Source organism: Nonomuraea sp. CA-218870 (genome assembly GCF_050936535.1).
Taxonomy (GTDB): domain Bacteria; phylum Actinomycetota; class Actinomycetes; order Streptosporangiales; family Streptosporangiaceae; genus Nonomuraea; species Nonomuraea corallina.
In genome coordinates this window covers 2,375,962-2,394,129 of sequence record NZ_JBNJMN010000001.1, presented here as the reverse complement: position 1 = coordinate 2,394,129, position 18,168 = coordinate 2,375,962, and the positions used below count along the sequence as shown (strand labels likewise).

The window sequence follows — 18,168 nt, the reverse complement described above, 5'->3', positions numbered from 1 at the left end:
TTCCAGGTCAGGAGGCCCGCGCGACCGTGCCCGAATACGTCACTTCCTCCTGTCCCTGGCGGGTGACCGTGATGACCATCTGGTCACTGTCGCCGACGGGCCGCACGCGGAGCGTTCCCGGATGGCACTCGGCGCCGGCGACGTGCCGGAGCTCGTACGCGAGAGCGTCCGCAGTGGGCCGCAGCAGGCCGGAGCAGTGCAGGTCGGCACCCCATCGCATGCTCGACCCCGGGCCCTCCTCAAGGGTGATGTCGACGGGGAACACGCGCCCGGCGCTCGGATGGGTGGCCGAGCCGGTCCAGCGGCCGGTCAGCCCGTCATCGGCCGGCCAGAGCGCGAACACCGCCGCCGTGAGCACCGAGGTCAGGGCGGCGGCGGCGAACGCCCATACCGGTAATCGCCTCCGGCGGGGCGGCGGCTCGGGGACGTCAGGTCGGGTGGAGGTGGCGGTGTCGACGAGCCGGGCCAGGGCCTGGCTCCCGGTGACCCCGGACCGGGCCGTGGCCGGCACCCGCCACGCGACGGTCGCCGGATCGTCCGCGGATGCCGGAGCGCCACCGCCGGCCCCGGCGAGCCTCCCGCCGTCCGATCCGATCGGCCTCCCGCCGTCAGGGCCGGTCGCCGGGAGGACGGTCGCCGTGCCGGACCGTGTGGCGCCGGCCGACGGGCCGAGCACGGCGATGGCGCCGGAGGTCAGGACATCGCCGGTGGCGTCCTGGCCGAGCAGCCGCCGCAGCACCTCCTCGGCGTCCGGCCGGTCGGCGGGGTCGGGCGCCAGGCAGGCGTCGACGATCGCGCGGAGCTGTCCGGACAGCGTGCCCAGGTCAGGCTTGCCGTACAGGATGCGGGCCAGCACCTCCTGGTGCGTCACCCCGGTGAACGCGTGCCGGCCCGTGGCGGTGAAGGCGACGGTGAGCGCCCACGCGTACAGGTCGGCGGGCGGCCCCGCGGGTTCGCCCTTGATGCGTTCGGGGGCGAGGTAGGCGGGCGTGCCGATGGTGATCTTGCCGGTGGTGGCGGCGCCGTCCATCAGCCGGGAGATGCCGAAGTCGATGACGCGCGGCCCGTCGAGGCTGAGCAGCACGTTCCCGGGCTTGAAGTCACGGTGGACGACTCCCGCCCGGTGGATGGCGCCCAGGGCGGTGGCGGTGCCGATGGCCAGCCTGTGGAGCGAGCCACCGGTGCGCGGCCCCTGGTCGGCGACGTGCTCGCGGAGCGACACGCCGTCGACGTACTCGCTCACCAGGTAGGGCCGGTCGCCTTCGAGATCGGCGTCGAGGAGCTGGGCCGTGCAGAAGGGCGCGACCCTGCGCACCGCCTCGATCTCGGCCAGGAACCGCCGCCGCACGCCCGGATCGGCCGACAGGCTGGCGTGCAGCAGCTTGATCGCGACCCGCGCGCCCTGGCCGGTGTGGCCGAGGTAGACGACGCCCTGCCCGCCGTGGCCGAGCCGTGCCGAGAGCTGGTAGGTGCCCAGCCGGCGAGGGTCATCGGCTCGGAGCTCGGACATGGAGCGTCATTATTGCAGGGATCATGTAAGCCCGCCGTGCGCCGTCTCCTCGGTGGAGGAGCGCGTCCCGTCGCCCTTGAGGTTGCCGAGCATCCGCCGGAGCAGGCCGGCCAACTGCGCCAGCTCGTCCGCCGAGAAGCCGGCGAGCATCCGCCTGCTGATCGCGCCGAAGACCGGCGCCAGCTCCGGCACCAGCGCCAGCCCTTCCGGCGTGAGCTCGATGACCACCGACCGGCGGTCGCCGGGATGCGGGACCCGCCGTAGCAGCCTTTTGGCCACCAGCCGGTCCACCAGCCGGGTCATGCCCGCGGTGTCGGTGCCGAGCCGCCCTTTGAGGTCGCTGGGGGTGGCGTTGCCGGGGGCGGCGTTCAGCAGCAGGGCCGCTTGCTGCGAGGTCAGGCCGTACGGGGCGAACAGGCGTTCGGTCTCGGTGTGGAGCTCCCGTCCGACCAGGGCGAGCAGGGAACCGCCGCCCAGGACCAGGGCGATCGAGGGATCAGTCATCCCGCCACAATAGCTGTCGCGACACTTACTGTCATGACATTTTTTCACGTCGCCGCCCCGGCCAGGCGTCGGCGTCGCCGGGGGCGCGATAGGTTTTACGGGTGCTGGAACAGGTTGTGGCGACGCGTTACGTGACGCCGCTGCGTGAGGGCGGGTCGCTGCCCGGCGTGGTCGAGGGCGACGACCTCGGGACGTACGTGGTCAAGTTCCGGGAGGCGGGCCAGGGCCGCAGGGTTCTCGTGGCGGAGATCATCGCCGGTGAGCTCGCCCGCCGCCTGGGCTTCCGCACGCCCGAGCTCAAGCTCATCGATCTCGACCCTCAGCTCGGCGCCCGCGAGCCGGACGAGGAGGTGCAGGACCTCCTCAAGGCCAGCGCGGGCCGCAACCTGGCGGTCGACTTCCTGCCGGGCGCGCTCGGCTTCGAGCCGCTCGCCTGGTCGCCCGACCCGGCGTTCGCGGCCCGGCTGATCTGGTTCGACGGCCTGATCCACAATCTCGACCGCACCTGGCGCAACCCCAACCTGCTGCTCTGGCACGGCGAGAGCTGGCTGATCGACCACGGCGCGGCGCTCTGGTTCCACCACAACTGGAAGACGGCCGACCCGCTGCGCCCGTTCGACGCCGGTGACCACGTGCTGGCCCCGTTCGCCGAGGGGGTCGAGGAGGCGGCGGGCGAGCTGTCCGCGCTGATCACCCCCGAGCTGCTGGAGGAGGTGACCGCGCTGGTGCCCGACGAGTGGCTGGACGGGGAGCCGGGTTTCGCCTCGCCCGGGGCCGTGCGCGAGGCGTACGTCGACCATCTGTCGCGGCGCGCGCACGGCCCCGGCGGGTGGCTGACACGGGCGGCGCCGCCGGCGCGCCGGTCCGGTCCGGGGTCGGTCGGCGCGTTCTGGCGAGGTGAGCGCGGATGAGCAGGGACGTCTACGAGTACGCGGCGATCCGGGTGGTGCCGCGGGTCGAACGGGGAGAGCTGATCAACGCGGGCGTGCTGCTCTACTGCCAGCCGCGCGGCTACCTGTGCGCCCGGGTGGAGCTCGACGCGTCCCGCCTGCGCGCCCTCGACCCCGAAGCCGACGTCGAACGGGTCGCGCAGGCCCTGGGCGCCTACGAGCTGGCCTGCGGTGACGAGGCGGGCCCGCTGTCGGGCGAGTCGCCGGGCGGCAGGTTCCGCTGGCTGACCGCGCCGCGCAGCACGATCGTGCAGACCGGCCCGGTCCACGCCGGCCTCACCGCCGACCCGGAAGCCGAGCTGACGCGGCTCTTCGACCGGCTCGTCCGCGTCTGACGCGTCTGACCGTCCACGCGGCCCGGCGGACGCGCCGGATCAGAAGAGCACGGACATGAACGTGTCGACCTCGCGGAAGCCCACTCTGCGGTAGACGGCCCTGGCCGAGTGGTTGAAGTCGTTCACGTACAGCGTCACGAGCGGCGCGAAGCAGTCGAGCGCCGCCTCCACGACCGCGGCCATGCCCGACACGGCGTATCCGCGTCCGCGCAGGTCCGGATGGACCCAGACGCCCTGGATCTGGCAGGCCTGCGGGGTGACCGCGCCGATCTCGGCCTTGAACACCACCCGGCCGCCCTCGATCCGCGCGTACGAGCGCCCGATCCGGATCAGCTCGGAGACCCGCGTGCGGTAAAGCGCGCCGCCGTCGCCGAGGTTGGGCGAGACGCCGACCTCTTCGGTGAACATCGCCACGCAGGCCGGCAGCAGGGTCTCGAACTCCTCCGGCCGTACCCGCCGCACCAGCGGGTCGGCGGGCACCGGCGGGCGGGCGGCGGTCGCCATGACCGGTTGCGCCCAGCGGATCGCGCGGGCCCGGCCCCAGTGCGGCTCCAGCCGCTCCCACAGCCGTCCCACCGCCTCGGCCGGCCCCACGATCGAGGAGCAGCGCCGGCCCTGCTTGCGCGCCCGTTCGGCGAAGGCGTGCACCGCCTCGGGGCCCGCGTTGATCGGCACCAGGTTGGCGCCCGCGTAGCAGAGCGACACGAGCGCGCCGCGCGGCCCGAAGCCCCACATCTGGCCGCCCAGCCGGGCGGGGTTGAGCCCCACGCTCCGCACCCGGGACGCGACGAAGACGTTCGCGACCGGATCGGTGTCGAGCAGAGCGAGCACCTCGTCCCGGTCGCTGTCGTCGAGGACGCGCGACGCCGATGTCCGCAGCATCACATGGTCAGACTACGCGAACGACCACGGAATAGCTCATCTGGCTAGCACGTCAGTGAGCCTTTCGTGACCTGAGGCCTTACCGGATCGCATGGCGGCCCTCGGGCGGAGCTCCGGCTTGGCCGCGCAGCGCGCCCCCTGGGCCGGCAGCGTGCCGTCGCGGAGGTAGGCGACCAGGTGACGGTCCACGCACCGGTTGCCCGCGAGCGAGACGCCGTGGTCGCCGCCCGCCTCGACGACCATGCGCGCGGTCGGGAACCTGCCACGCATCCTGGCCGCTCCCGCGTACGGGGTGGCGGCGTCGTGGCGTGACTGGAGCATGAGGATCGGCGGCAGCCGCAGCGAGCCGCGCACCTCGACCGGCCGCCCGCCAGGCACCGGCCAGAACACGCACGGCGCGTTGAACCAGGCGTTCGACCAGGTGAGGAACGGCGCCTCACGATGCATCCTGGTCATGTCGCGCCGCCAGACGGTCCAGTCGCGCGGCCAGTTCGAGTCACGGCACTGGATGGCGAGGTAGACGGCGTAGCCGTTCTCGTCCTTCGCGTCCTGCCTCGCGTACTTCTCCCACGCGGCCACGAGCGCCTTGGTGTCGCCGGCGCGCACGTACGCGGACCAGGCGGAGACCAGCTCGGGCCAGATCCTCTCGGTGTAGCCGCCGACGTTGAAGAGGTCGTCCAGCTCGCTCGGGCCGACCACTCCGCCCGCCGGACGCTCCGCCAGCCGGGAGCGCATCGCGTACCAGGCGAACCTGGTCTGCCTCGGATCGCGGCCCAGCCGGTAGACCTCGTTGCGCCGGGCCGCCCACGCCACGAGGGCGCGGTGCCGCCTCTCGAAGGCGCGGTCCTGGGCCAGGTTGGACCGGTACCACTCGCCCTCGGGGGCCACCACGCTGTCCAGCGCCAGGCGCCTGACCCGGTGCGGGAACAGGGTGGCGTAGACGGCGCCGATGTAGGTGCCGTAGGAGTAGCCGAGGAAGCTGATGCGTTCCTCGCCGAGCGCGGCGCGGATGCGGTCGAGGTCCCTGGCGACGTTCTCGGTGTTCATGTGGGGCAGCAGCCACGCGTAGCGGTTGCCGCACCGGTTGGCGTAGTCGGCGGCCCGGCTGAGCAGCACGTTCTCCTCGGCGCGGCTGCCCGGCACCGAGTCCGGGCGCGGGGGCCGGTAGTAGACCTCGGGGTCGGCGCAGCGCATGGCCGGCTGGCTGGCGCCCACCCCGCGCGGGTCGAAGCCGATGATGTCGTAGCGTTCCCGCACCTCGCGCGGGAGTAGTGCGGCCACGTACAGCGCCAGGTCCCGTCCGGAGGCGCCGGGGCCGCCCGGGTTCACCAGCAGCGCGCCGAGGTGGTCGCCGTCACGGGGCACCTTGGCCTTGATCCGGTTGACGGACAGCTTGATGGCGTGTCCCGACGGCTCCCGATAGTCGAGCGGGACCCGTACGGTGCCGCACTCGGTGTCGAAGGCCACCGCGGCGGCCGGCTTGTCGTCGGCCTTCGCCGGGCAGGCGCCCCAGGCGACGCGCGCCGGCACTGCTCCCGGCTTCGTCTCGGCGTCCACGCTCACCGGCGCCACGCACACGCCCAGCATCGCCAGGCCGCCGACCAGTCCCACGAACCGCTTCACCCGGCTCCTCCCCCTATCCGTCGGAGAGGAAATACTTCCCTAAGTAGTGCCTCGGTGACGGAGGGTATGGGAAATTACTTGCCATCCCGTGATGCGTCCCTGGTGCGGGGCGGGGGTTCCGCTCAGTAGAGGGTGAGGCGGTCGTAGGCGGGGCGCCACTCGTCGCGGTACGCCTCCCGGATGGCGGGGGGCAGGTTGCCGAGCAGGGCCGCCGCCACCCTGGGCGTCCTGCCGTCGAGCAGCCAGGGCAGATAGGTCGTGAGGTCGTCGCCGATGCGGCCGCGATGGGCCTGGCCGAAGCGGCTCCACTCCTCCTGGCGGAGTGTCGCGTCGATGAGCGCCAGCCCGTCGGACTCCTCGTGCCTCAGGTGCCCGGCCAGGCCGGTGGCCAGGGCGTCGACCAGGCCGGCGAGCCGTCCGGCGCCGTGCTCCCTGTCGACCAGCGCGGCGTCGACGGCGTCCAGCAGCGGGTCGATGGCGGCGTGCTCGTCCTCCATGGCGTCGAGCAGCGCCAGGCCGTCGGCGGTCACGGCGCCGCGCATGGCGGGCCAGAGCACGTCGTCCTCGGTCGTGTGGTGCACCCGCAGGAACTTCTTGAACAGCTCCCACCCGGCGGCCGCGGCCAGGATCCGCCGCGGGTCGTCTCCTGTCTTGGCGGCGACGCGGGCGACGCGCTCCACCTCGCGCCGGAGCGCGTCGTGCAGGGCCAGCATCATCGACATGTCCAGCCGATAGGGCATCTCTTCCTCCTCGGTTATGTCAGGGACCCTAACCGTCTGCCCGCTTAATCGTCAACAAGCCAACTATTGCTCCGCGTAACTGTCACCTCGATGGATAGGCTGCGTTGCCGGAGGTGCGCCGTATGCAGGAAAGGACGCTCACGCAAGCGCTGAGCGGGTCCCTCGGGTCTCTGCTGCGCCGGGTCTACGCCCGGTTCACCACGGAGGCGATGTCCGACGATCCCCGCTCACGCGACTTCGTGGTCCTCGACACCCTCGCCGACCAGGACGCCGACTCCCAGCACGAGCTGGCCGAACGGCTCGGCATCAACCGGACGATCATGGTGCGGCTGATCGACCGGCTCCAGGCGGACGGGTACGTCACCCGCACCCGCAACCCCGCCAACCGGCGCTCCTACGTACTGTCGATCACCGGGAAGGGGCGCGCGGCCCGCGACGCCATGCGCGAGGCGGTCGCCGAACGGGACGCCCGGATCACCGGGTCACTGACCCCGGCCGAACGCGAGCGGCTCAACGAACTGCTCAGCCTGCTGCTGCCCGACCCCGAGCCGCTGCGGACCACCGCCTACCTGGTCGCGCAGGCGCACTACCGGGTGCGCCGCATGGGTGACGCCCGGCTGGCGGGGACCGGCCTGCGCACCCGCCACTTCGGCAGCATGGCCGCCCTGGAGGCCCTGGCGCCGTGCTCCCAGCAGCAGCTCGCCCGCCGCATGCACGTCACCGAGCCGGCGGCGGCGCAGATCGTCGACGAGCTGGTCCACCTCGGCCTGGTGGCCCGCGGCCAGGACCCCGCCGACCGCCGCCGCTACGCGCTCGAACTGACCCCGCTCGGCCGCGAGCGCCTCACCCCCGTCCGCGAGGCCGCCGAGAGCCTCCGGGCGCAGGTCCTGTCGCTCGTGGGAGCCGACGGCGAACGCGAACTCCGCACCCTGCTCACCAAGCTCCTCCCGGACCCCTGACCGCCGGGGGATTGACCCCGTACGGATCAGCGGACGACGACTTCGGGCCCGGAGGCGTCGTCGTCGAGGTCCACCGCCACGCCCATCTCCTCCGCGAGGCGGAGCGCCTCCTCGATGAGGGTCTCGACGATCTGCGACTCCGGCACCGTCTTGATGACCTCGCCCTTGACGAAGATCTGGCCCTTGCCGTTGCCGGAGGCCACCCCGAGGTCGGCCTCGCGCGCCTCGCCAGGCCCGTTGACGACGCAGCCCATCACGGCCACCCGCAGCGGCACCTTGAGCCCTTCGAGCCCGGCCTGCACCTGCTCGGCCAGCGTGTAGACGTCGACCTGGGCCCGTCCGCACGACGGGCAGGACACGATCTCCAGCCCTCGCTCGCGCAGCCCGAGCGACTCCAGGATGGCGGAGCCGACCTTGACCTCCTCCACCGGAGGGGCCGACAGCGACACCCTGATGGTGTCGCCGATCCCCTCGGCCAGCAGCGCGCCGAACGCCACCGCCGACTTGATCGTGCCCTGGAAGGCCGGGCCCGCCTCGGTGACACCGAGGTGGAGCGGGTAGTCGCAGCGGGCCGCCAGCAGCCGGTAGGCGTTGATCATGACGACCGGGTCGTTGTGCTTGACCGAGATCTTGATGTCGCGGAACCCGTGCTCCTCGAAGAGCGAGCACTCCCACAGCGCCGACTCGACCAGCGCCTCGGGCGTGGCCTTGCCGTACTTCTGCAGCAGCCGCGGGTCGAGCGACCCGGCGTTGACCCCGATGCGGATCGGCACGCCGTGGTCGGCGGCGGCCTTGGCGATCTCGCCGACCTTGTCGTCGAACTTCTTGATGTTGCCCGGGTTGACCCGCACCGCCGCGCAGCCCGCCTCGATCGCGGCGAAGACGTACTTCGGCTGGAAGTGGATGTCGGCGATGACCGGGATCTGCGACTTCTTCGCGATGATCGGCAGCGCCTCGGCGTCGTCCTGGGACGGCACGGCCACCCGGACGATCTGGCAGCCGGAGGCGGTGAGCTCGGCGATCTGCTGGAGGGTCGCGTTGACGTCGGCGGTGACCGTGGTGGTCATCGACTGCACGGAGACGGGCGCGTCACCGCCCACGGGCACGTCGCCGACCATGATCTGACGGGAGTGCCGGCGTTCGGCGAGCGGCTTGGGGCGGACCGTCGGGATGCCCAGTGCTACAGAAGACATTTCAACCCTTGCGTGTCGACGACGCTTCCAGTCTAGGAAGCTAGCGGGACTGCCCGGTTGTGAGCTCGGACGCACGGGCGCGGGCCCAGGCGTCGGCGGCGAGCACCTCCTCGACGGAGTCTGCCGGGGTGACCTGGTGTTCTTCCACGACCTTGGCGACCGTGTCGACGATGCCGAGGAACGGCAGTCCGCCCTTGACGAACGCCTCCACGCACACCTCGTTGGCCGCGTTGTAGACGGCGGGGGCGGTGCCGCCCGCCGAGCCGACGTGCCGGGCCAGCGCCACCGCCGGGAAGGCGGCGTCGTCGAGCGGCTCGAAGGTCCAGGTGTGGGCCCTGGTCCAGTCGACGGGGGCGGTGGCGGCGGCGACGCGCTCGGGATGGCCGAGGGCCAGCGCGATGGGCAGCCGCATGTCGGGCGGGCTCGCCTGGGCGATCGTGGAGCCGTCGAGGTACTCGACCATCGAATGGATGATCGACTGAGGGTGGACCACGACCTCGATGCGGTCGAAGCCGATGTCGAACAGCAGGTGGGCCTCGATCACCTCCAGGCCCTTGTTGACCAGGGTCGCCGAGTTGATGGTGATCACCGGGCCCATGGACCAGGTCGGGTGGGCCAGCGCCATCTCGGGCGTCACGTCGGCCATCTCCGCACGGGTGCGGCCGCGGAACGGGCCGCCGCTGGCGGTCACCACCAGCCGTCTGACGGCGGCGGGGTCGTGGCCCCGCGGCCCGGACGCCCACAGGCACTGCTGCAACGCCGAGTGCTCGGAGTCGACGGGCACCAGCCGCCCCGGCCCGGCCAGCCGCTTGACCAGCGGCCCGCCGACGATCAGCGACTCCTTGTTGGCCAGCGCCAGGGTGTGCCCGGCTTCGAGGGCGACCAGCGTGGAGGTCAGGCCGAGCGCGCCGGTGATGCCGTTGAGCACGGTGTCGCACGGCCGGCCCGCCACCTCGGCGACCCCGTCGGGACCGGCCAGCACCTCGGGGCTCGCGCCGTGCGCGGCCAGCGCCTCCCGCAGGGCGGGCAGGGCGGCGGGGTCGGCCACGGCCACCACCTCGGCCCGGAACTCGGCCGCCTGGCGGGCGAGCAGGTCGGCCCGCGCGCCCCCGGCGGCGAGCCCGGCGACCCGGAACCGCGCCGGGTTGGCGGCGATCACGTCGAGGGCCTGGGTGCCGATGGAGCCGGTGGAACCGAGCACGGTCACGGAGCGGAGGGTCGGTGGACGCACCCGTCCATTGTCTCCCCCCGCCGCGCGTGCCCGCGCACGGCGTCGCGGCGCGCCACGAGGAATTCACGGAAAGTAGCCGCAAGGACACATGTCGTAGTGCACACTCGGTGGGCATGACCCTGAGCATCCCCTTGCTCGCGGCCGCGCCCCTCGTCGCCGGCCTGCTGGCCCCCGCCCTCGTCGGAGCGAACCCCGAGCAGTACGCGAGCACCGCCGACACGCCGCGGGCCGTGGCCGCGCCCCGCCTGCCGGAGCCGCCGGGCGCCCGGGGCGTCCCCGCGGCCGGCGAGGTTCCGGGAGCCACGACGCCCGGCGGGATCGCCGAGGTCGTCGAGCACGTGGCGGGCCGCGACGCGGCCGACCACGCGCGCGTGCTCTCCTACTGGACCCCCGACCGCATGGAGAGGGCCCTGCCGATCGGCCTGCTGGGTCTCGTCGCCAAGGAGAGCGGCCTGCTGGGCGGCCTGCCCGCGCGGTCCGGTCCCGGCCTGTTCCCTGCCGTCTCCGGCGGCGACGCCGCCGTGGTCCCGGCCCGGCGCGGCGTGCGGGCGACGGCGGCGCGCCACCGGTCGGCCCGCCCGCTCTCGAGCACGTCAGGCTCCCGGTGGGCGGTCGGGGGCGCGGTGACCAGGACCACCGGCCGGGTCTTCCTCACCATGAACGGCGTCGACTTCGTCTGCTCGACCAGCACCGTGCGCGGGCGCAGCCGCGACCTGGTGATCACCGCCGGCCACTGCGTCAAGGACGGCACCGGCGCCTGGGCCAAGAACTGGACGTTCGTGCCGGGCTACCGCAACGGCGGCGAGAAGCCGTACGGGCAGTGGACCGCACGCCGGATGCTCGTGACCGGGCCCTGGTCGCGGGGGGCCGACGACAGCTACGACGTGGGCATGGTGGTGCTGGCCCCGTCGCGCGGCCGGCACGTCGCCGACGTCGTGGGCGCCCAGGACATCGCCTTCAACAGCCCGCGCGGCGGTCACGCGATCAGCTTCGGCTATCCCGCGGACCCGCCCTACGACGGCCGCCACCTGGTCTACTGCGCGGGCCCGCTGCGCGCCGACCCCTACGGCGACACCCACGACCAGGGGCTCGGCTGTGACATGACGGCGGGTTCCAGCGGCGGGCCGTGGCTGTCGCGCTTCGACTCCGCCTCCGGCAGGGGCACGATCACCTCGCTGAGCAGCTTCAAGTACAGCGACGACCGCCGCACCATGTACGGCCCGCTCCTGGGCGAGGCGGCCAGGAAGCTCTACCTGACGGCTGAGCGCGCCTAGCCGCCGGGCGCCCGCTCCTCAGAGGTCGAGGCCCGTGAGCACCATGACCTTCTCGTACGTGAGATCCTCCATGGCCGGGCGCAGGCCCTCACGCCCGATGCCGGAATCCTTCACCCCGCCGTACGGCATCTGGTCGGCCCGGTAGGACGGCACGTCGCCGATGATCACACCGCCGACCTCCAGCTCCCGGTTGGCCCGGAACGCGATGTCCAGCGACCGGGTGAACACCCCGGCCTGGAGGCCGTACGCCGAGTCGTTGACCATGGCGAACGCCTCGTCCACCGAGGCGGCCCGCTGCAGCACCATGACCGGGCCGAAGATCTCCTCGCGGCAGACCTTGGCGTCGGCGGGGACGTCGGCGAGCACCGTGGGCGCGAACGTGGCGCCGTCGCGGGTGCCGCCGGCCAGCACGCGGGCGCCGCCCTCGACGGCCTCGCGCACCCACTGCTCGACCCGCTCCGCCGCCTCCTCCGAGACCATCGGCCCCACCTGCGTCTTCTCGTCGGCCGGGTCACCGACGACGAGCGCGGCGACGGCCGGGAGCAGGCGGGCCACGAAGTCGTCGTACACCGGCCGCTCGACGATCACCCGCTGGACGGCGATGCAGCTCTGGCCGGCCTGGTAGTTGGAGAAGAGCGCGACGCGCCGGGCCGCCCAGTCGAGGTCGGCGTCGGCCAGCACGACGGCGGCGGCGTTGCCGCCCAGTTCCAGGGTGACGTGCTTGCGCGGCACCTGGTCGGCGATGGCGTAGCCGACGGGGGCCGAGCCGGTGAACGACACGACGGGCAGCCTCGGGTCCCGCACCAGCGCGGAGGCGCGCTCGTTGGCGACCGGCAGCACCGAGAACATGCCTGCGGGCAGCTCGGTCTCGGCCAGGATGTCGCCCAGCACGAGGGACGACAGCGGCGTGGCCGGGGCCGGCTTGACCAGGACCGGGGCGCCGACGGCGATGGCGGGGGCGACCTTGTGCGCGACCAGGTTGAGCGGGAAGTTGAAGGGCGTGATCGCCAGCACCGGCCCGTACGGGACGCGGGAGACGTAGGCCAGCCGGCCGGCGGCCGCGGGCTCGGTGTCGAGCCGCTGCACCTCGCCCGACCAGCGGCGGGCCTCCTCCGCGGCGAAGCGGAAGGTGGCGACGGCGCGGCCGACCTCGCCGCGCGCCCAGAAGATGGGCTTGCCGTTCTCGGCCATGATCAGCTCGGCGATCTCCTCGGACCTCTCGGCGAGCCTCCGCGAGACGTGGGCCAGCGCCTCCGCACGGATGTGGAGGGGCAGCGCCGCGGCCTTCGCGGCGACCGCGTGCGCGGCGGCGACGGCCTCCTCCACCTGGGCGTCGGTCGGCATGGAGACCCTGCCGACCTCGCGACCGTCGTCGGGGTTGGTCACGGTGAGCTCGCCGTCCCCGGTGGCGGGGCGGCCTGCGAGCCAGAAGGTACGCACGTCCATGCCTCCGACGTTATGCCAAGCGCCGGGCCGGGGATTTACGCCAGGGTGCACAAGACCGCCGGAGGGCTCTGCCGTCATGTACAACCTGGTGGTATACCCGCCATGTAACGGAAGTAGGCCTAATTCAGGATGTTTAGCATGCGAAGCGGTTTGAACGATCTCCGCCATGGCTAAGTCATCGATGCGGGTCTCCCATAGCGGCGGGCCCCTTGGCAGAAAGGCGTGGGCCCATGACCTCCTCGGCGCCGCTTGGGCTTCAGGGCGCCTACCTGCAGGGTGAGCGGGCCGGCCATGACGAGCTCCGTTCCCGCCTGCTCGACGTCGCGGTCAACCTCCTGGTGACCGACGGGCCCGAAAGCCTGACGATCCGCAGGATCGCCACCGAGGCGGCGTGCACCACGACCGTCATCTACACGATGTTCGGCAACCGGGAGGGCCTGGCGGAGGCGCTCTACCTGGAGGGCTTCGAGCGGTTCCGCCACCTGCTGGAGCGGGTGCCGCCGCGCCGTGACCCGCTGGAGCACCTTCAGGGGCTCATCGCCGCCTACCGCCAGGCGTGCCTGAGCGAGCCGGGTTACTACAGCCTCATGTTCGAGCGGGCGATCCCCGGTTTCGAGCCCAGCGAGCGCGCCCGCACCCTCGCCAGGGCGGCGCTCAACATCTTCGACCGGGTGATCTCCGACTGCATCTCGGCCGGCCATCTCCAGCCCACCCAGCCGCGCAAGGTCGCCGACGCGCTGTGGGCTGCGGCGCAGGGGGCGATCAGCCTCGAACGGGCGGGGCACCTGCGCGACGGGGCCACCTACGAGGTCGTCACCCGGGCGACGACCGCCTACTTCGCCGCCGGCAAGGACTGACCCGCCGCCTCCAGCGCGAACCAGAGCTCGGCCCGCACCCCCGGGTCGTCCAGATCGCGGCCGAGCAGGTCGGCGACGCGGCGCATCCGGTAGCGCAGGGTGTGGCGGTGCACGCCCAGGCGCTGCGCGGCCGCGTCCCAGTGGCCGTTGCTCTCCAGGTACGCCCGCAGCGAGTCCACCAGGTCGGCCCGCGACCCGTACGCGGCGAGCGGCGCCAGCAGCGCGGCGGCGAAGGCCCGCGCGGCGTCCGGGTCGACCAGCGCCATCAGCCCCTGCCCGGCCAGCTCGTCGAACCTGAGCACCCGACCGCCGCCGCGCCCGTAGGCCCGGCGCGCCTGCTCGACCCCCGCCCGCAGCTCCCGATACGTGCACGGCACGCTGATCCCGGCGCCGCCGCTCACCGCCTGGGCGGCCCGATCGACCGCGTCCTGCGCGACGAGCGCCACGACGACGGTCCCCGCACCGGACGGCGGCGCGTCGGCGGGGGCGTCGGCGGGGGCGTGGCGGGCGGTGAAGGCGATCTGCTCCAGCTGCTCCAGGGAGTCCTCGCCTGCCGCCATGACGACGAAGGGCTCGCCGGGCAGGCCGGGCCCCAGAGGTCCGAGGACGCCGCGCGCCTGCTCCGCGGCTCCCGGTTCGGCCAGCAGCAGCCGCAGCACCGCGCCGCGGACCCGGCGCTCGCCTTCGAGCTGGGCGCTCCCCTGCTCGAAGGCCAGTGTGAGCAGCGAACCCGCGGCGTTGACGACGGTGTGCGAGACCGGGGTGAAGGCCCGCACGGTCCCGACGGCGAAGAAGCCCCTGGGGCGGGGCCCGCCGCCCACCGGCTGCACCACGACGTTCTCCCCTGGCTCCGCCAGAGCCAGCGTGGCGGGCGCGCGCTCCGCCCCGGTCTCGGGCCGGCCCGCCGCCGACGCCCGGCCGCGCAGCCGCCTGATCTCGGCCGCCACCATCCGCGTCCTGGCGCCCCGGGTGGCGTGCAGCACCTCGCCGGCGTCGTCGAAGAGCGCAGCCCATCCGCCCAGCTCCCTGGCCAGCCGGTCGATGACCGCGTGGGCGCCGTCAGGATGGAGGGCCGCGCGGGTCAGCCGGCCCTGGGCGGCGAACGCCCGGGTGACCTCCTCGTACTGCTCGGCCGCCAGCAGGTCGCTGACCGCCTTGGTGACCGCGATGAACGGCGTCTCCCTGGGCACCTCCAGCAGCGGCAGCCCGGCGGCGCGCGCCGCCTCAAGCAGGGCGGGCGGCACCTCCTCGTGCGTGAGCCCGACCGCCACGCCGAGCCCGGCGACGCCGCGCGCCACCAGCCGCCCGACGTAGGCGGGGAAGTCGTGGGCCAGCCGCATCCCGGTGGTCAGCACCAGCTCGCCGCCCTCCAGGAACGGCGTCGGATCCTCCAGCTCGCTGACGGCCACCCAGCGCACGTCGCGGTCGAGCGAGCCGGCCAGCAGGCGCAGGCCCGTCCGTCGCGCCACGACCTGCAGCGATGGTGCCATCTGAGTTTTGTCCATTCCGGCGAAGAGAAGCACCCTCAGTGTGACATATCGACATATCGGGACTGGTCGACGGCCGCCGTACCGTCGGAGGCATGAGCATTCCCCAGGAGCGGCGCGTCGTCACCGCGATCCCCGGCCCGAAGTCGCAGGAACTGCTGGCCCGCAAGCAGGCCGCCGTCCCGTCCGGCATCGGCACGACCCTTCCGGTCTTCGTCACCCGCGCGGGAGGCGGCGTGGTGCAGGACGCCGACGGGAACTCGCTGATCGACTTCGGCTCCGGCATCGCCGTGACGAACGTCGGCAACGCCGCGCCGAAGGTGGTGGAGCGGGTCAGCAAGCAGGTCGCCGACTTCACCCACACGTGTTTCATGGTCACCCCGTACGAGTCGTACGTGGCCGTCTGCGAGAAGCTGAACGAGCTCACCCCCGGTGACCACGACAAGCGCACGTTCCTCGTGAACAGCGGCGCCGAGGCGGTGGAGAACGCGGTCAAGGTCGCCCGGCACGCCACCGGCCGCCAGGCGGTCGTCGTGTTCGACCACGGCTACCACGGGCGCACGCTGCTGACGATGACGCTCACGGCGAAGAACATGCCGTACAAGCACCGGTTCGGCCCGTTCGCGCCGGAGGTGTACCGGGTGCCGCTGGCCTATCCGTTCCGCTGGCCGACGGGTCCGGAGAACTGCGCGGAGGAGGCGGCCGCCGAGGCCATCGACATGATCAGCAAGCAGGTCGGCGCGGAGAACGTGGCGGCCGTGGTGATCGAGCCGATCGCCGGGGAGGGCGGCTTCATCGAGCCGGCCAAGGGGTTCCTGCTGCGGATCGCGGAGTTCTGCCGGGACAACGGCATCGTGTTCGTGGCCGACGAGGTGCAGACCGGCTTCGCCCGCACGGGGAACCTGTTCGCCTGCGAGGACGAGGGCGTCGTGCCCGACATCATCGTCACCGCCAAGGGCATCGCGGGCGGCCTGCCGCTGGCCGCGGTGACGGGCCGGGCGGAGCTGATGGACAAGGTGCACGTCGGCGGGCTCGGCGGCACGTACGGCGGCAACCCGCTGGCGTGCGAGGCGGCGCTGGGCGTGCTGGAGACGATCGCCGAGGAGGACCTGGTCGGCAGGGCCCGCAGGATCGGCGAGATCATGCTGCCCCGGCTGCGGGCCATGAAGGAGCGGTTCGGGGTGATCGGCGACGTGCGCGGGCGCGGCGCCATGATCGCGATCGAGCTCGTGGTGCCCGGCACCAAGGAGCCGAACCCGACGGCGGTCCAGGAGGTCGTCAAGCGCTGCCACGCCGAGGGGCTGCTGGTGCTGACCGCGGGGACGTACGGCAACGTGCTGCGGTTCCTGCCGCCGCTGGTCATCCCCGAGCATCTGCTGGACGAGGGCCTGGGCATCCTCGAAAAGGCCATCGCTGCCCTCTGATACGACCATAAATCGGGCATCCGGCTTGTCGCTGGATGCCCGATTTTGTGGTGTAAATCGTGTGCCTTGGGTAGAAAATTCACCCTTACTTGACGCGCCACTAGACGATCACGGATCCCGCCAGGGTTATAACGGATCCGAACGACGACGGGCGACCGCTGCGGGGGAACGTGATGAACTGGGGTCCCACCAGAACGGCACCGGAGATGCTGACGTTCGACCCTGAGGGCATGACCACCGCCCAGCGTGACGGCGACGCCTGCGTGGTCTGCTACAAGAGGTGGCCGCGCCCGCGGGTGCGCGTCGGCCGCTTCCCCGACGACATGGTGGCGATGGCGTGCGCCGACTGCGCCGCCGCGCTGTCGCCCGCCCCGCCAGCCACGGTGGTGGCCTTTCCGACCCGCTGAGCCTGACCCGCTGAGCCCGACCCGACCCGCCGACCCGAACCGCTGAGGCCGATGCGGCACGCGGGCAGCGAGACGCCCCGGGACGGGGGGAAGGCCCGGGGCGTCTCAGCAGGTCGCACCCAGCGGGGGATGGGCGCGCCCGCGACACGGTGGCGCGGGGCGGCACGAACCGGCCCCGCTAATCGACGAGCTCCCGCCACCGCTGCGACCAGGCGGCGTAGTCGGCGCACTCCCCCTTGGGCGGCCGGCAGTCACCCGGCGGCCGCGTGGCGAACACCACGCGGTCCAGGCGGTTGCTCCTGGTTGCACCGTACGCCTCGCAGACGCTCCTGGCGCGGCCTTTGCACGCCTTGGTATTCGCGGGCGCCAGGCCGTTCCAGGCGGCGGCGTCACGCTGCGCGTCGGTCCCGGTCATCCGGTTGAGCCAGCGGTAGGCGCAGTCGGTGGCGGTCACGCCGGCCCCGAGCATCCAGGAGTCGACCCAGCCGGTCACCCGGGGCGCCGCGACCGCCTTGACCGGCTGGCGGGCTCTCACCAGCAGCTCGCGCAGGTGAGGGGTGGCCTGGCCGTAGTCGACGGAGCCGTTGGCGAAGCCCTTGACCAGGTCGAGCTGGTTGGTCCAGAAGGTGCGGCCCGGCGTCGCCTCCAGCCGCTCGGCCGCCTCGCCCAGCCGCCCGGCGTCGAGCTCGAACGGGTCGTCCGCGCCGCCCGCCAGCGCGACGTCCGCGAGCGTGAGCGGGCTGTCGCGCAGCATCACCCGGTCGGAGCCGAACACGTCGGCCAGGTCGCGGCCCTTGACCCTGCTCGTGTCGTAGAGGAACTCGTGATAGCCCCACAGGAACGGCACCCCGTAGACGGTGTCGCCGTCGGAGACCAGGTCGCGCAGCCGCTCGGGGATGTCGTCGTAGTCGTCGACCCGGTCGGCGTCGACGGCCTGGACCTTGCGCGCCTCGATCAGCTCGGCGGCCAGCACCGGCCCGGCGGAGACGAGGTCGTAGGCGTGCCCGGCCAGCTTGGCGGACATCTCCTCGGGGGTCTGCACGGTGTCGATGCGGGCCAGCCGGCAGCCGGTGTCCTTCTCGAACGTGCCGGTCCAGTTGGCCTGCGGGCTGATGCCGCCGTACTCGGCGTAACCGCGGTAGGCGAGGATCTGCAGCGTGCCGTCGCTCTGCGTGGGGCTCTCGCTCGGCGCGGGACTCGGCGTGGCCTCGAGGCCGGGCGTGGAACCGGGGGTGGGACCGCTTGCGGGCCCCACGGACTGGGCCGCGCCCGTGCCTCCCAGCGCCGCCAGGGCGAGGGCCAGCGCGGGCAGACGGTTGCGGATCACGCCTCGGAGCTTACCGGGG

The 18,168-nt window shown here is 73.0% G+C and carries 17 protein-coding genes; 7 read left to right on the top strand and 10 right to left on the bottom strand.

Features of this window, described 5'->3' with window-relative positions; all coding sequences use genetic code 11:
• Positions 1 to 7: 7 nt before the first annotated feature.
• Together ACQEUU_RS11795 and ACQEUU_RS11790 are read right to left on the bottom strand one after the other, a co-directional pair.
• Positions 8 to 1,510 carry a serine/threonine-protein kinase gene (locus tag ACQEUU_RS11795; RefSeq protein WP_433064179.1) on the bottom strand — a complete coding sequence of 501 codons (1,503 nt, stop codon included), beginning with the start codon at positions 1,508 to 1,510 and terminating at the stop codon, positions 8 to 10.
• A 21-nt stretch (positions 1,511 to 1,531) separates the two neighbouring features.
• Complete coding sequence (locus ACQEUU_RS11790) at positions 1,532 to 2,014, bottom strand: MarR family winged helix-turn-helix transcriptional regulator (RefSeq protein ID WP_433064176.1); 483 nt, start codon at positions 2,012 to 2,014, stop codon at positions 1,532 to 1,534.
• 101 nt (positions 2,015 to 2,115) lie between these two features.
• Here ACQEUU_RS11790 and ACQEUU_RS11785 point away from each other — a divergent pair, with 101 nt between their 5' ends.
• Together ACQEUU_RS11785 and ACQEUU_RS11780 are read left to right on the top strand one after the other, a co-directional pair.
• Positions 2,116 to 2,925 carry a HipA family kinase gene (locus ACQEUU_RS11785; RefSeq protein ID WP_433064173.1) on the top strand — a complete coding sequence of 270 codons (810 nt, stop codon included), beginning with the start codon at positions 2,116 to 2,118 and terminating at the stop codon, positions 2,923 to 2,925.
• Complete coding sequence (locus ACQEUU_RS11780) at positions 2,922 to 3,299, top strand: DUF3037 domain-containing protein (RefSeq protein ID WP_433064171.1); 378 nt, start codon at positions 2,922 to 2,924, stop codon at positions 3,297 to 3,299. Before ACQEUU_RS11785 ends, ACQEUU_RS11780 begins: the two co-directional genes overlap by 4 nt.
• A gap of 39 nt (positions 3,300 to 3,338) precedes the next feature.
• Here the strand turns inward: ACQEUU_RS11780 and ACQEUU_RS11775 are convergent, their stop codons facing one another.
• The 3 genes from ACQEUU_RS11775 to ACQEUU_RS11765 form a co-directional block, all read right to left on the bottom strand.
• Complete coding sequence (locus ACQEUU_RS11775; RefSeq protein WP_433071821.1) at positions 3,339 to 4,181, bottom strand: GNAT family N-acetyltransferase; 843 nt, start codon at positions 4,179 to 4,181, stop codon at positions 3,339 to 3,341.
• Positions 4,182 to 4,217: 36 nt separating this feature from the next.
• Positions 4,218 to 5,804 (bottom strand): alpha/beta hydrolase, encoded by a 1,587-nt coding sequence (locus tag ACQEUU_RS11770; protein WP_433064168.1) that lies wholly within the window; start codon positions 5,802 to 5,804, stop codon positions 4,218 to 4,220.
• A gap of 122 nt (positions 5,805 to 5,926) precedes the next feature.
• Positions 5,927 to 6,544 (bottom strand): hemerythrin domain-containing protein, encoded by a 618-nt coding sequence (locus ACQEUU_RS11765; protein ID WP_433064166.1) that lies wholly within the window; start codon positions 6,542 to 6,544, stop codon positions 5,927 to 5,929.
• 122 nt (positions 6,545 to 6,666) lie between these two features.
• Here ACQEUU_RS11765 and ACQEUU_RS11760 point away from each other — a divergent pair, with 122 nt between their 5' ends.
• The gene (locus ACQEUU_RS11760) at positions 6,667 to 7,503 is read left to right on the top strand and encodes a MarR family winged helix-turn-helix transcriptional regulator (protein ID WP_433064164.1); all 837 of its coding nucleotides are present in this window, start codon (positions 6,667 to 6,669) and stop codon (positions 7,501 to 7,503) included.
• Positions 7,504 to 7,529: 26 nt separating this feature from the next.
• Here ACQEUU_RS11760 and ispG read toward each other — a convergent pair whose 3' ends face one another.
• Positions 7,530 to 8,696: a flavodoxin-dependent (E)-4-hydroxy-3-methylbut-2-enyl-diphosphate synthase gene (gene ispG, locus ACQEUU_RS11755; protein WP_433064161.1), complete on the bottom strand. Its 1,167-nt coding sequence runs from the start codon at positions 8,694 to 8,696 to the stop codon at positions 7,530 to 7,532.
• Between the two features lie 40 nt (positions 8,697 to 8,736).
• Complete coding sequence (gene dxr, locus ACQEUU_RS11750) at positions 8,737 to 9,927, bottom strand: 1-deoxy-D-xylulose-5-phosphate reductoisomerase (protein ID WP_433064158.1); 1,191 nt, start codon at positions 9,925 to 9,927, stop codon at positions 8,737 to 8,739.
• Between the two features lie 113 nt (positions 9,928 to 10,040).
• Between dxr and ACQEUU_RS11745 the strand changes: the two genes are divergently transcribed.
• Positions 10,041 to 11,201: a trypsin-like serine peptidase gene (locus tag ACQEUU_RS11745; RefSeq protein ID WP_433064156.1), complete on the top strand. Its 1,161-nt coding sequence runs from the start codon at positions 10,041 to 10,043 to the stop codon at positions 11,199 to 11,201.
• An 18-nt stretch (positions 11,202 to 11,219) separates the two neighbouring features.
• On the opposite strand, the gene ACQEUU_RS11740 is transcribed toward ACQEUU_RS11745, so the two are convergent.
• Positions 11,220 to 12,647, bottom strand: a complete 1,428-nt coding sequence (locus ACQEUU_RS11740) for an aldehyde dehydrogenase family protein (RefSeq protein WP_433064153.1) — start codon at positions 12,645 to 12,647, stop codon at positions 11,220 to 11,222.
• Between the two features lie 230 nt (positions 12,648 to 12,877).
• Between ACQEUU_RS11740 and ACQEUU_RS11735 the strand changes: the two genes are divergently transcribed.
• Complete coding sequence (locus tag ACQEUU_RS11735) at positions 12,878 to 13,504, top strand: TetR/AcrR family transcriptional regulator (RefSeq protein WP_433064151.1); 627 nt, start codon at positions 12,878 to 12,880, stop codon at positions 13,502 to 13,504.
• Here the strand turns inward: ACQEUU_RS11735 and ACQEUU_RS11730 are convergent.
• The gene (locus ACQEUU_RS11730; protein WP_433064148.1) at positions 13,480 to 14,994 is read right to left on the bottom strand and encodes a PucR family transcriptional regulator; all 1,515 of its coding nucleotides are present in this window, start codon (positions 14,992 to 14,994) and stop codon (positions 13,480 to 13,482) included. The genes ACQEUU_RS11735 and ACQEUU_RS11730 overlap by 25 nt on opposite strands.
• A 92-nt stretch (positions 14,995 to 15,086) precedes the next feature.
• Between ACQEUU_RS11730 and gabT the strand changes: the two genes are divergently transcribed.
• On the top strand, positions 15,087 to 16,415 hold the full coding sequence (gene gabT, locus ACQEUU_RS11725; protein ID WP_433064145.1) for a 4-aminobutyrate--2-oxoglutarate transaminase: 1,329 nt from the start codon (positions 15,087 to 15,089) through the stop codon (positions 16,413 to 16,415).
• 206 nt (positions 16,416 to 16,621) lie between these two features.
• The gene (locus ACQEUU_RS11720; RefSeq protein ID WP_433064142.1) at positions 16,622 to 16,822 is read left to right on the top strand and encodes a hypothetical protein; all 201 of its coding nucleotides are present in this window, start codon (positions 16,622 to 16,624) and stop codon (positions 16,820 to 16,822) included.
• A gap of 178 nt (positions 16,823 to 17,000) precedes the next feature.
• Here ACQEUU_RS11720 and ACQEUU_RS11715 read toward each other — a convergent pair whose 3' ends face one another.
• Positions 17,001 to 18,149: an extracellular solute-binding protein gene (locus ACQEUU_RS11715; RefSeq protein WP_433064140.1), complete on the bottom strand. Its 1,149-nt coding sequence runs from the start codon at positions 18,147 to 18,149 to the stop codon at positions 17,001 to 17,003.
• Between the last annotated feature and the right edge of the window lie 19 nt (positions 18,150 to 18,168).